At 60.0% G+C, this 12,131-nt stretch carries 14 protein-coding genes; 6 read left to right on the forward strand and 8 right to left on the reverse strand.

The genetic code is table 11. The features are described from left to right. The first annotated feature begins 67 nt into the window (after nucleotides 1-67). Genes OKC28_RS11860 through OKC28_RS11870 form a run of 3 tightly spaced genes read left to right on the forward strand, consistent with a single transcriptional unit; the run spans nucleotide 68 to nucleotide 2,034 of the window. Nucleotides 68-1,330: a pyocin knob domain-containing protein gene (locus tag OKC28_RS11860; RefSeq protein ID WP_270689335.1), complete on the forward strand. Its 1,263-nt coding sequence runs from the start codon at nucleotides 68-70 to the stop codon at nucleotides 1,328-1,330. Between the two features lie 9 nt (nucleotides 1,331-1,339). Continuing rightward, complete coding sequence (locus OKC28_RS11865; RefSeq protein ID WP_270689337.1) at nucleotides 1,340-1,699, forward strand: hypothetical protein; 360 nt, start codon at nucleotides 1,340-1,342, stop codon at nucleotides 1,697-1,699. Next, a complete protein-coding gene (locus OKC28_RS11870; protein ID WP_270689339.1) occupies nucleotides 1,696-2,034 on the forward strand; it encodes a DUF4376 domain-containing protein in 339 nt (112 codons plus the stop codon). Before OKC28_RS11865 ends, OKC28_RS11870 begins: the two co-directional genes overlap by 4 nt. Before the next feature lie 711 nt (nucleotides 2,035-2,745). Here the strand turns inward: OKC28_RS11870 and OKC28_RS11875 are convergent. Both OKC28_RS11875 and OKC28_RS11880 read right to left on the reverse strand, forming a co-directional pair. Then, nucleotides 2,746-3,603 (reverse strand): lytic transglycosylase domain-containing protein, encoded by an 858-nt coding sequence (locus OKC28_RS11875; RefSeq protein WP_270689341.1) that lies wholly within the window; start codon nucleotides 3,601-3,603, stop codon nucleotides 2,746-2,748. A gap of 276 nt (nucleotides 3,604-3,879) precedes the next feature. Continuing rightward, on the reverse strand, nucleotides 3,880-4,890 hold the full coding sequence (locus OKC28_RS11880) for an NAD-dependent epimerase (RefSeq protein WP_021138348.1): 1,011 nt from the start codon (nucleotides 4,888-4,890) through the stop codon (nucleotides 3,880-3,882). Nucleotides 4,891-5,221: 331 nt separating this feature from the next. Between OKC28_RS11880 and OKC28_RS11885 the strand changes: the two genes are divergently transcribed. Next, nucleotides 5,222-5,848 (forward strand): YitT family protein, encoded by a 627-nt coding sequence (locus OKC28_RS11885; protein ID WP_021138347.1) that lies wholly within the window; start codon nucleotides 5,222-5,224, stop codon nucleotides 5,846-5,848. Between the two features lie 236 nt (nucleotides 5,849-6,084). Here OKC28_RS11885 and OKC28_RS11890 read toward each other — a convergent pair whose 3' ends face one another. The 3 genes from OKC28_RS11890 to OKC28_RS11900 are packed head-to-tail and all read right to left on the reverse strand — an operon-like array spanning nucleotide 6,085 to nucleotide 8,755. Then, complete coding sequence (locus tag OKC28_RS11890) at nucleotides 6,085-6,873, reverse strand: heme ABC transporter ATP-binding protein (protein ID WP_265430419.1); 789 nt, start codon at nucleotides 6,871-6,873, stop codon at nucleotides 6,085-6,087. Nucleotides 6,874-6,887: 14 nt separating this feature from the next. Next, nucleotides 6,888-7,919 carry a FecCD family ABC transporter permease gene (locus tag OKC28_RS11895; RefSeq protein WP_169046694.1) on the reverse strand — a complete coding sequence of 344 codons (1,032 nt, stop codon included), beginning with the start codon at nucleotides 7,917-7,919 and terminating at the stop codon, nucleotides 6,888-6,890. Continuing rightward, nucleotides 7,916-8,755 carry a heme/hemin ABC transporter substrate-binding protein gene (locus OKC28_RS11900; protein WP_265433090.1) on the reverse strand — a complete coding sequence of 280 codons (840 nt, stop codon included), beginning with the start codon at nucleotides 8,753-8,755 and terminating at the stop codon, nucleotides 7,916-7,918. Before OKC28_RS11900 ends, OKC28_RS11895 begins: the two co-directional genes overlap by 4 nt. Before the next feature lie 168 nt (nucleotides 8,756-8,923). Here OKC28_RS11900 and hutX point away from each other — a divergent pair, with 168 nt between their 5' ends. Then, a complete protein-coding gene (hutX, locus tag OKC28_RS11905; protein WP_270689347.1) occupies nucleotides 8,924-9,436 on the forward strand; it encodes a heme utilization cystosolic carrier protein HutX in 513 nt (170 codons plus the stop codon). Then, the gene (hutZ, locus tag OKC28_RS11910; protein WP_270689348.1) at nucleotides 9,433-9,990 is read left to right on the forward strand and encodes a heme utilization protein HutZ; all 558 of its coding nucleotides are present in this window, start codon (nucleotides 9,433-9,435) and stop codon (nucleotides 9,988-9,990) included. The genes hutX and hutZ overlap by 4 nt, the downstream gene beginning before the upstream one ends. A 70-nt stretch (nucleotides 9,991-10,060) precedes the next feature. Here hutZ and OKC28_RS11915 read toward each other — a convergent pair whose 3' ends face one another. From OKC28_RS11915 to OKC28_RS11925, 3 genes are read right to left on the reverse strand one after another with little or no spacing between them, the layout of a single operon-like run. Continuing rightward, on the reverse strand, nucleotides 10,061-10,465 hold the full coding sequence (locus OKC28_RS11915) for a hypothetical protein (protein ID WP_270689349.1): 405 nt from the start codon (nucleotides 10,463-10,465) through the stop codon (nucleotides 10,061-10,063). 39 nt (nucleotides 10,466-10,504) lie between these two features. Continuing rightward, nucleotides 10,505-11,056, reverse strand: coding sequence for a cysteine hydrolase family protein (locus tag OKC28_RS11920; protein ID WP_270689350.1), 552 nt, complete (start codon nucleotides 11,054-11,056; stop codon nucleotides 10,505-10,507). A gap of 20 nt (nucleotides 11,057-11,076) precedes the next feature. Then, nucleotides 11,077-12,060 carry a ChaN family lipoprotein gene (locus OKC28_RS11925; RefSeq protein WP_270689351.1) on the reverse strand — a complete coding sequence of 328 codons (984 nt, stop codon included), beginning with the start codon at nucleotides 12,058-12,060 and terminating at the stop codon, nucleotides 11,077-11,079. Nucleotides 12,061-12,131: the final 71 nt, after the last annotated feature.

Genomic DNA, 12,131 nt, shown 5'->3' on the forward strand with positions numbered 1-12,131 from the left:
AAATAACATAATAAGCCACAACATAAACCGGCCTCGCGCCGGTTTTTCTTTTTAAGGGGCCGCATAAATGGCAGGTATCTGGTATCGCGCTGGCTCGGTCAGTGTGACGAATGGCAGTAAGAAGGTCACCGGCTTTGGTACCCAGTGGGCCACATCGGTGATCAAGCCCAAGAAGGGGCACACCGTTCACGCCCCGGATGGGCGGCAATACGAGCTGGATTACGTCGAAAGCGACACCGTGATGTATCTCGTCACGGCCTATGCTGGCGTCACAGCCACGGGGCAGGCATATGCTATCGACATCACCCGGTCTGACACGATTCCCGCGTTCAGTCGGGATCTGGCAGCCTTCACGGCTTACGCCCAAGGGCAGTATGACAGCTGGCAGCAAGTGCTCACCGGCACTGGCACGGTGACGCTGACCGCGCCAGATGGTCAACAGATCCAGGTGCCCGCCTTATCAGCGATGCAACCCGCCTCGGCCTCACTCAAGGCGATACAGGCTCTGGTCCCGGCCAAGGACAAGATCCCAGTCTTTAATGGGGCCGCCGGCGCGGAACTGATAGCGCTTACGGCGTTTATCCGTACCCTGCTCGATGATGATTCTGCCAGCGCGGCGCTGGGGACTCTGGGCGCCCTGGCGTCCTCATCGTACAAGCCACGGGCCGATTCGCTGAATAACTCGGGCGGAGCGATCAGTGTGTTCACGGGGGATTGCAATGCGATGAAAGCCGGTGACTTCCGGCTGATCGATACGCTGCAGGCGCAGAACGCGCCACCGGCGGGCACTCAATATTGCTATGTCGAGACCAAAAGCATTTACAGCACAGGGACCTTGCTCCAGGTGGCGTGGCCATATGGCGGCAATGGTGCGTTGTTATTCCGAAACTATTCCCAAAACACATCGACATGGTCTCCATGGCGTAAGGTGTTTGACTCGAGGAATATTCTTGGCTCTGTTTCTCAGTCTGGCGGGATACCTACCGGTGCGATTATCGAACGTGGTAGCAATGCGAATGGCACTTACACCAAGTTTGCAGATGGTTTGATGATATGTGTAAGTAATCTTCTGGCGTCTAATACGGAGCAGCTTTCATCAAGCTATGGTGGCTTCTACGGACTCGCCAGTACCCCGCAGTGGACATATCCAGCCCCATTTATTGCGCCCCCAAAGGTGTCGCCATCGCAAACATATATTTCGGCGTCCTTTGGTATCATTGCTTCGACTATAAGTTCTGGTACAACTATCGCGAAAATTCAGCAGTACGCTTTGAGCAGCCGGCTGTCTGGCTATGATCTTTATGCGGTTGCCATAGGGTATTGGTATTAAGGGTTCACAATGAAAATAAATCTATCGCCAGTAAGAAAGAATGAGAATCTGACTGCATCAGTTAGTGGTGATGTAATTACTTTGAATGGTGTTGCATTCGATTTTTCCCCATTGCAGGAGGGCGCAAGCTTGCCAGCCATGGCAATTTCAACACCGTGGATTTTGGGTGAGGTATCTCGCATTGGCGGCGTCGTCAATATCACCCTCTGCCTGCCGCATGGTGCCAACGCTCCTGAAGAAACCCGTTTCCCGGCCGCCTATGATGTGCCGATGACGGTGGTTGATGGCCAGGTTCCGCTGCCGCCCTATGATGCCCCTCCAGCAGATGATGAGCAGTTGCCAGAGCCAGAGCTGGAGGTGACGCCGTGAGCATAGACTGGAGCAAGATGAAGACCGCCGCCGCCCTGGCCGCCGAGCAGGCCATGGCCGATTATGAGGCGTGGAAGGTTGACCGGCAGGGCCGGGTCGATGCCCTGGTGGTCGAGGTAGATGGCCTGGCGTTCGATGGCAACGAAATCAGCACGCGACGCATGGCCGACATGATCGCCGGCGCCGATGACCTGGCCGATACCACCGAGTGGACGCTGGCCGACAACAGAGTGGTGGTCGTGACCGTGCGTCAGCTCAAGCAGGCCCTGCGCCTCTCCACGGCATCACGGACCGCTATCTGGAACGAAGACAGGCCGCCGCAGCCAGCAGCGTGACCCTGATGGTGTTATCCGCCCCGGCCCCGTGCCGGGGCTCTGAGGCACGCATCGCGATTTGGAACTATGGGTGACCACAGAAATGGCAATGATAATCCCCATAAATAACGCTCCAGCTTGGGGCCATCTTGGGGCCAAAAATGCAGGAACGATGTAGTTGGGGCCAAAATGGGGCCACAGAAAGAGCTATAAAAAGCCGAGGTTAGCTGATGAGAAGTGAGCGTAAGATTATGAATTATCCAGCTTTATTTAGCTCTTGGTAGCTCTATCTAGCTTTCGTTCTACCTCAATGGTTCATCGTGTAAATAAATTGAGCCATTGGCTAATTCTCTTCCTATTCAGCAGGTTAATGTCTTGGCACTAACAGACTGATGTCGTGGTGGGGCCAGGTCGACACGCCGTTAACCCGGTTCCAAAAAACGCTCCGATTGTAAACCAATGGGGGAAGGGGGGCAAAGGCAGGGCCCGGCTTGTAGCCCTCTTTGCCGCAGCGGTCACATCCGGCTGTGCGCTGGAGGCACGCCTGGCATGATGAGGACTTTTTTTGTGCCAAAGCCGCCATATTTGGCTGTTCGTCGCTGACCAGCCTTGCTGGCCAACATTATCGCTGGCCGCGAGCGAGACATTGGGTTGTACCTGGCCCTGATTGCCAGTCGTGGGTTGAGAAGGGGACCGACGTCTATTTCCAGATCGGGCATGAACGGGTGAGGACTACTTCCCCTTGTGACCGGCGAAGTAGAGCACTCGCCGTACATATTGTTGGGTCTCCTGATAGGGGGGGATGCCGCCGTACTGTTCCACCGCTCTCTCTCCTGCGTTGTAGGCTGCCGACATCAGTATCCAGTTGCCATCAAACCGGCGATCCAGCCACTTGAGATAGGTCACGCCCCCCTTGATGTTCTGTGCCGGATCGAAGGGGCGAGTCACACCGAAGCGCTGTTGGGTTTCCGGTATGAGCTGCATCAGCCCCTGGGCATTCTTGGGGGAGACGGCGCGGCTGTTGAGGTTGGATTCGGCAATGGCGATGGCCAGCACCAGCCGCTCATCGAGGCTGTGGTGCTTGGCGGCGTGGCGCAACATGGCGGCCAGTTTCTGTTTGGTTGGTGACTGGCGGGCCAGATAGGCATCCAGATTGAAAGGGGTATTGGGGATCTCGGCAAAGTAACTGCCTGCTCCCCCGCCGACGCCGGCGCCACACTGATCCCCCATGATGGCGTTGCCGATGCGGGCATTGTAGTAGCGGGCGGCTTGCTGATTGCCAAGGCGTATTGCCATGGCGAGGTAGGCGTTGGCCATCTTGGGGTTGCGCACCGAGCCCGGGCCGGTGGCAAGCAGGCGACCGATGCGAAAATAGCCTTCCGGGTTGCCCGTCGTGGCGGCGGCACAATAGAAGTGAATGGCTTGGGTCAAGTTGCCCTGGCTCTGCGCCACCTGACCCTTTTTCAGGGCAGTGAGCGCCTTGGGGGCTTGTCTGAAATCCCTGCTTTGCGCTGCAGCCTGCACAGTACCGGCCAGCAACAGCGATAAAAAAAGCAGCAAAAACAGCCTGTTTTCGCTGAGACTCGCCATGGATTCTCTCCTGTTGGGGTACAGAAGATATAGGGGAACATGGCCCGTTCTGCCATTAATCCAGTGGATCCTGTTGTTATGACGCCACCTGCCCAGAGATCAAAATGGTATGGAACCAATGGCAAATACAGGCCCGTGTGGGATGCCGGTGGGCATTGGAAGGGACAGTCCCATCACAAGGGGTAGCAAAAGCGGCTTGCGATGGGGGAAGCCTGTGATGACTCATGTTTCACGCCGCGCTACTTAGTCAGGATTGTACATTCATGTCACCGTGGCTCACCCCGGCCGGTAATAGTCGAGATACCAGCGCACGAACTCGGCGACTCCCTGCCTGAGCGGGGTGGCGGGGCAGGTGCCCGTGAGGGTGTGAAGGGGCTCGCTGTCGGCCCAGGTGACGTGCATGTCGCCTGCCTGCATGGGCAGCATCCGCTTGATGGCGGGTTTGTCCAGCGCCTGTTCCAGCGCCTCGATAAAATCGAGCAGCCGCACCGGCTGGCCGTTGCCTATGTTGAGGATGCGATAGGGCGCAGCGCTCTCGGCCTGGCTGTCCTGACTGGCATGCCAGTGCGGATTGGCGCGGGGCGGCAGCTCGGCGATGGCGAGTATGCCGTCCACTATGTCATCTATGTAGGTAAAGTCGCGGCTGAGATCCCCGTGGTTGTACACATCGATGGGCTCGCCCGCCAGGATGGCGCGGGTGAACTTGGCGATGGCCATGTCGGGGCGACCCCAGGGGCCATAGACGGTGAAAAAGCGCAGGCCTGTGGTAGGCAGACCATAGATCGCAGAGTAGGAGTGGGCCATCAGTTCGCCACTCTTCTTGGTGGCGGCATAGAGAGAGACGGGGTGATCTACCCGCTGTTCGGCACAGAAGGGCATCAGATCGCTCAGGCCATAGACAGAGCTGGAGGAGGCGTAGATCAGATGGTTTATGCCGTGCTGGCGGCACCCTTCCAGTACAGTCAGCATGCCGGTGAGATTGCTGTCGGCATAGGCGAACGGATTTTCCAGTGAGTGACGTACCCCCGCCTGGGCGCCCAGGTGGATCACCCGCTCGAACTGGCTGCTGGTGAACAGGTTTGTCATGGCGTCCCGATCTGCCAGCTCCCGCTGTTCGAAGTGGAAGTGGGGGAAGGGGAGCAGCCGGGCCAGTCGCGCCTGCTTCAGACTTACCTCGTAGTAGTCATTCAGATTATCCAGCCCTACCACCTGATGGCCTGCCTCGCATAGCCGTTTGGCCACGTGAAAGCCGATAAAGCCGGCGGCGCCTGTCACCAGATACTTCATGAGTGTTGTCCTGTGCTGATCATTGGGGGTCTCTGGTCCTGAACGGGGACTGGAAAATGGCTGTGGGCTTTGTCCAGAGCGCGGACGCCGGCGCCACGTCGTTCCGGCGACATGGCGGGCGATGGCAGAGCTCGTCAGGCGCGGCATGCTGCATCTTGGTGCACGGCCTGTCAATGGAGAATGACAGGCACCAAAACGGGGCGTTTCCCGAGGCTATTGTGATCATGGTCGCAAAAAATAGACTGGACCCCATAACGAAGCCCTGCGGACAGGGCTCGCGTCCGCCACGGCGGCAAAAACACTCTTTTCACTTCGCTATTGGATACAGGTTATGGACAACACCCCGGGCTCTGCGGACCCGCACGCTTCTGTGCACCCGCTTTATGAAGATGTACTCGCCCTGCTGACGGCAGCCGGTTTCGTTTCTCTCGGTATCTTCCTGTTTCATCAGGTTGGCCTGCTCACCGGCGGTACCGCCGGGCTGGCGCTCTTGCTGCAACAGGTGACGGGCCTGAGCTTCGGCCTGCTGTTCTTCGGCATCAATCTGCCATTCTACGCCCTGGCCTGGCTGAGGATGGGGCCCCGCTTCACCCTCAATACCTTCGTCTCGGTGGCGGCTGTCTCCTTCATGACGGATCACCTCAACGCCGTGCTGCAGATCGGCAAGATTGAGCCCGTCTATGCTGCCCTGATCGGTGGCACCCTGATTGGCATGGGGCTGCTCATCATGTTCCGCCACAAATCCAGCCTGGGTGGCTTCAACATACTGGCGCTGTTTATTCAGGACCGCTTTGGCATCCGCGCCGGAAAGCTGCAAATGGGGCTGGACTGCACCATAGTCGTTGCCTCCTGCTTCGTGGTGCAGCCCTGGATCCTGGCCCTCTCGGTAGTGGCGGCCATCATCTGTAACCTGGTGTTGACACTCAATCACAAGCCGGGCCGCTATCAGATAGCGTGAGAACCCGATATTGCACTCATCCGATATCCGTATCGGGTGTTGACGTTCAACGACACAAGCCGGGCCGCTATCAGATAGCGTGAGAACCCGATATTACGTTCATCCGATATCCGTATCGGGTGTTGACGTTCAACGACACAAGCCGGGCCGTTATCAGATAGCGTGAGCCAGGACTTCTCTCACTAGCAAAAGAGCGCCTGATGGCGCTCTTTTGCTATCCAGGATCCCGACCCCTCTCACACCACCATGGGCAGGCCTGTCTCAGGGTGATGAATCACCTGAGCGGGATAATCATAGAGGCGGTCGATCAAGGCCGGGGTCAGTACCTCGGCCGGGGTGCCATCGGCCATCAGTTTGCCCTGATCCAGCATCACCAGTCGATCGGCGTAGCGCGCCGCCAGATTGAGGTCGTGCAGCACCACCAGCACGGCCGTGTTGCGGGCGGCCAGGGCACGAGCCATGGTGAGCAGTTGGTGCTGATATTTGAGGTCGAGCGCCGAGGTGGGTTCGTCCAGCAACAACAGGCGCGCCTGCTGGGGATCATCCGGCGCCTGCCAGATCTGGGCCAGCACTCTGGCAAATTGCACCCGCTGTCGCTCCCCCCCGGAGAGGCCGGGATAGAGACGTCTGGCCAGGTGCTCGACCCCGGCGTGGGTCATGGCGGCCCGCACTATCTCGTCCCGTCGGCTGCCGGGCTCAGTGTGGGGCAGGCGCCCCATGGCGACCACCTCTTCGCACAGAAACGGAAAGTTGAGAGACGAGCTCTGCGGCAGCACGCCGACGCGGTGGGCCAGCTCTCTGCTGGCCCAGGCTTGCCGCTCCCGGTCAAACAGATTGATTTCCCCTTCGTACTCCAGCTCGCCGGTCAGGCATTTGAGCAGTGAGCTCTTGCCTGCGCCGTTTGGCCCCAGCAGAGCGGTGAGCGTGCCGCCTTGCAGTGTGAGGTCGAGTCTGTCCAGGATGGGGCGGCCACCACGGGTGAGGCTGAGCTGGTGGCAGCGCAGCAGAGGGGATGATATTGACAAGGTGAGACCTCCGGTTAAAGCGTCCGGCGGCCCTTGACCAGCAGCCAGATAAAGAAGGGGGCGCCCAGCAGGGCAGTAATGATGCCCACCGGCAACTCGGCCGGCGCCATCAGGGTGCGAGCCAGCATGTCGGCGCCCAGCAGCAGGGCGGCGCCGAGCAAAGCTGAAAGCGGCAACAGTCTGACATGGTTGGGCCCGGCCAGCAGTCGCACCAGATGGGGCACCACCAGACCGACGAAGCCGATCATGCCCGCCACGGCGACGGCGACACCGACCCCAGCGGCGGTGAGCAAGATGAGGCGCCGCTTGAGGGATTGCACATTCACTCCCAGATGACGGGCTTCCCCTTCCCCCAGCAACAGGGCGTTGAGGGGATTGGCATCGCGCATGAACAGCAGCAGCAGGGCGATCAGGGTAGCAAGGGCCAGTGCCACGTCCACCGGTTTGCCTGCCGCCAGTGTGCCCATCTGCCACAGACTCAGGTTGCGCAGCATCTGATCGTCGGCCAGATAGGTGAGCAGGCCGATCACGGCGCCGGAAAGCGCCGTGATGGCCACACCGGCCAGCAACATGACGGTGACGGAGGTGCCACCTTCCCGGGTGCCGAGCAAATATACCAGCGTGGTGGTGAGCGCCCCGCCGAGGAAGGCGAGCAACGGCAGCAGGCCGATGCCGAGCAGACTCTGCCACTGCTGGCCGAGAGGGGCCAGCAGCACTATGGCCAGCGCGGCACCGAGGGCGGCCCCGCCGGAGACGCCAATGATGCCGGGATCGGCCAGCGGATTGCGAAACAGCCCCTGCATGACGGCGCCACAGAGGCCGAGAATGCCGCCCACTGCGATGCAGAGCAGGGTACGGGGCAGGCGGATCTCCTGCACGATCAGCAGCTTGTGGGCTTCAATGCCGCTTTCCTGACCGGCAAACAGGGCGCGCAGACTCTCGCCGAGGGAGAGCGCCATGGGGCCGGTCGCCAGGGATCCGACCAGCAGCAGTGCCAGCGCGGCGCTGGTGAGGCAAAGCAACCAGGGCAGTGGCAGGCGCATCATGAGCCCAGCTTGATCCACTTGGCGATCTGGTTCGCCTGTTGCAGCGAGGTGAGACTGAGACCCCCTTGCAGGGCGTGGCCGTCGATGGCGTGGATGGCTCGATTCTTACCTGCCGGCGTCGCTGCGAGCGCGGGCACCTGTGCCAGCACGGTTTGTGGATCCTGATATTGCTGCCAGTCGCGGCCGCTCACCAGCACCAGGTCCGGCTGCAGCTTGATCAGGGCTTCGGCAGAGACGGGTTTGTAGTCGCTTAATTGGTCTACCGGATTGATGCCGCCCGCCAGGGTGAGCAGGGCGCTGGCGGTGGTGTTGCCGCCGGCTATGCTGGTGGGTTGCCCCTTGTGCAGCAGCAGGAAGGCGACTTTGAGCGGCTTGTTCTGTTTAGCCTGCGCGGCCAGCTGATCGGTCTGGGTCTGGATCTCGGCCTTGAGTGTCGCCCCGGCGGCCGGGTCATTGAGCAGCTTGGCCAGGGTATCGATACGCTGGTTGAGGTTGGCCAGGGTCGGTGCCGTCTCCAGCACACTCACTGCTACGCCTGCACGGCGCAGTTGATCCAGCGCCGGTGCCGGCCCCATCTCGTCGCTGCCGATCAGGCGAGTCGGCGCCAGACTGAGGATCCCCTCGGCGGAGAGGGCACGGTGATAACCAACCCTGGGCAGATTTTTCGGTTCAACGCTGCTTATGTCGGTGGCGACGAGGCTCTGTTCACCGCCCAGCGCCAGAATGAGCTCTGTAGTGGCAGGACCTATGCTGACGATACGTTCCTGCGCGCTTGCTGGCAGGGAAAGAGCTGAGCAGCTCAGCAGGGTGAGTGCGAGGGCAAAACGACGGCCCATGCTAACCTCCGAAGGGTGAATGAAGTTGGGTTTGCGCCGAGAATATCAAGTCGGTGAAAAAAATGCACTGAGAATGAAAGCGATTATCAATTGCATTGGTTTGGGCGCTTTATTACAGTATTCGCCATGACAAAAGAGGGATGCAGAACGCATCCCCAGGGAGAACCGATGAGCATTGCACAACGCATTCATGAGCTGCTGGAGCAAGATCCCAGCGCCCATCCTTCCAGCATTGCCACTCAGCTGGCGGTCAGCGAGTGGGAGGTGGTGCGCCACCTGCCCGACGAGCTGGTGACCCTGGTCCCCGCCGAGCAGGCCGAAGCCCTGTTGGCGGACCTGGCCGACTGGGGTCAGGTGACCACCATCGTCGAATCCGATGGTTCCATTTTTGAGGTGAAGGCACCCTTCCCCAGGGGCAAGAACGCCCGCGGCTACTACAACCTGATGGAGCGTGACGGCGAGATGCACGGCCATCTCAAGCTCGACAACGTGGTCGGCATTGCCCTGGTCAGCAAGCTGTTTATGGGTAAAGAAGGCCACTCTTTCCAGTTCTTCGGCCACAGCGGCCGCTGTATTTTCAAGGTCTATCTGGGACGTGATGAGCAGCGCAAGCTGTTGCCTGCCCAGGTGGAGCGTTTCATGGCCTTGCGCCACCAGTACCAAGAGGAAGTAAAAGCATGAGTGAACGTCAGGAGCGTCTGCAGAATCGTCTGCAACCGGAGATCCGCGAGTTTCGCGACGGTTGCCGCACCCTGCAACTGGCGACGGTGGACAGCGAAGGTAACCCCAACGCCAGCTATGCCCCCTTCGTGCTGCAGGAAGATGGCTACTATGTGCTCATCTCTGAAATCGCCCGTCACGCCCGCAACCTGCAACAGGTACCCAAGGTATCGCTGATGCTGATCGAGGACGAGACAGGTGCCCGTGAGATGTTCGCCCGCAAGCGTCTCACCTTTGATGCACTGGCCGAAGTCGTGGCCCGTGACGACGTGCGCTGGAGTCAGGCGATTGCCGCGCTGGAAGGGCGTTTTGGCGAGATAGTCAAAGGGCTGTCCAATCTCAAGGATTTCGTGCTGTTTCGCCTCAAACCCGAGCAGGGTTTGTTCGTCAAAGGCTTCGGCCAGGCATTTCGCGTCTCAGGTGACGAGCTGGTGGATTTCGTGCATCTGGTGGAAGGGCACAAACGGGTCGATAACGGTGCCGAACTGACCAGCCCGGCCGATGCGCCAGTCTGACGACAGGCCTTTGCAATAAAAAACGGGCAGCCCAGGCTGCCCGTTTTTTATTGCGTGTCACACCAGAGAGCTAGTCCTGCCAGGAAGCCTTGTTGGGGAAGGCATCGCGATCGGCCTGGCTGGCCGTCTCGTTGCACTCGCCCCGGATCTTCCAGGAAGTCTGGCTGAGGATGATATAGCCATTGTGGCAATACTTCCGTTCGGCCAGGGTCTGGGTCAACTGTGCATCCTGCAGAGCTTCACGCCGTTCCAGCAGACTCTTGCTGCGACTCAGGCGATTGCCGTCGTTCTCCTCCAGCTGGGTAGGCAGGGTGTCGAACGGTGCGGCTTCAAACGTGAAACGCTTGCTCCCCTCTTCGTTGATCTGGGTTCTAAACAGGGGGGCCGGGCCATCCGGCTGACGCCCCGGCAAACCGGAGCAGGCAGAAATTGCCGGTAACAACAGCATGAATGCAACGGCAGACAGTAGACGCACACAAGACTCCAATCCGGTGATCACTTCAAGGCTGGCAGATTAACACGCCAGCTCGGGCTGGGTGGCTTCGAGCAACGCATCCGTCGTGAGCAGGGTCACGGTTCTGCCCTTTGGCAGGCTCAGGTGCTCCCACATCCAGTGGTGATGCTCGATGATTTTTTCTGCACTCAGGTGAGGACGATCCGCCGTGGTGTGGGCATCCGTCACTGCGAATACGTCAAATCCCCGGGCGGCGGCGCTGCGCAGCGTGGTGTCGACACAAAAATCGGTGGCACAACCGCAGATCAGCAGGCGATCCACTGCCTGTTCCGCCAGCAGAAAGCCGAGCTCTGTATCGAGGAAGCTGTCGCAGGAGGTCTTGCTCACCCTGCTGTCGCTGCGCGCCGGGATCAAATCGGCGTGGAGCTGCCAGGCTGCACTGCCGGGTTCCAGTTCAGAACCCGGTGCGTCGTGCTGCACATAGATGACACGGCCCTGATTGGCCCGCACGCTGTCTGCCAGACGATTGATATTGGCAATGACCTGCGCGTCCTGATGGCGGGGATGAGCAAACAGCCCTTGTTGCATGTCGATGACCAGTAACACATCCATATGGAATCCTTAGGCGATTTTCAGGGTTGCAGCCATTGGCTGCAGTCACGGCTTCGGGATTGATGCAGTGCGCCCATATCTTGCTTCATTTCATCTGCATTTAGCCAGCGTTCTGGCAGAGGTGTGATCCGGGCCCGTATATCGGCAACTTGCCCGGCTGGGATCTGTGCATTCGTCTGCGATAGAGTCTCTGGCACCACCAACGCGACTTTGAGTGCCGGGTTGCGACTGGCGATGCGGCTGGCGAGCCCCAGGCCCCCCTCGACGTGGAAGTTGCCTGCGATGTGCATGATGCGCCGGCCGGGATGCTGCTTGAGATAATCGACCATGCTTTCGGCCATGGTGTCATCCCAGCTGGTCTGGGCGGCGAAGCGGCGGGCATTGCCGTCGGCATCACCGTGGTGGAGCGAGGCCATGAATTTCTGGCGATAGCCATCGTCGGTGAGCGTCAGCTCGCGGGCAAGCTGGCTGCGGCGGTTGGCGGGGAGCTTGTCGAGCCACTGTGGCCCCTCCTGACCGACACAGCTCACCAGCGGCTTGGGGGCGTTGGCTGCGATGACCGGCAGATGGTGCTGTTTGGCAAACTCCACCAGCGGGCGATAGTCGCTCTGGTAGTTGGGCCAGGCGTTGCCATCGCGAATGAGGGCTGCCTCACCTATGCGCCCGGCCAGATAGGCATCCACCACGGCTTGATCGGCACGGCTGAACTGCTCCATGGAGAGCACAAGGGCACGACCATCGGCCCGGGATGCTTCTTCCAGCCCCGCCAGCAGACGGGCCTGCAGCAGGTGTACGGCAGTATGGGTATGCAGCTCGCCCACCAGCACTATGTCGGCGTCCGCCACCCGATCCACCGCCTGTGTCAGCGTCAGCTCACCTTGGCCTGCATCGGACTGGCCTGCGCTGAGCTGATAGTGGTAGAGGGTGCCGGCATCGTCACTTGGCGGTGTGGCGCAGGCGGCCAGCAGCAGGGGAAGGGTGAGCAGGTGCAGTAGTCGGGTCATGGTATCTCACAACGAAGAAGAGCCGAGGCCATACGATGACAGCATGGCGAGCTGGAAAACAGAGGGGAATA

It is taken from the genome of Aeromonas sp. D3, from assembly GCF_027705025.1.
Taxonomy (GTDB): Bacteria; Pseudomonadota; Gammaproteobacteria; order Enterobacterales; family Aeromonadaceae; genus Aeromonas; species Aeromonas salmonicida.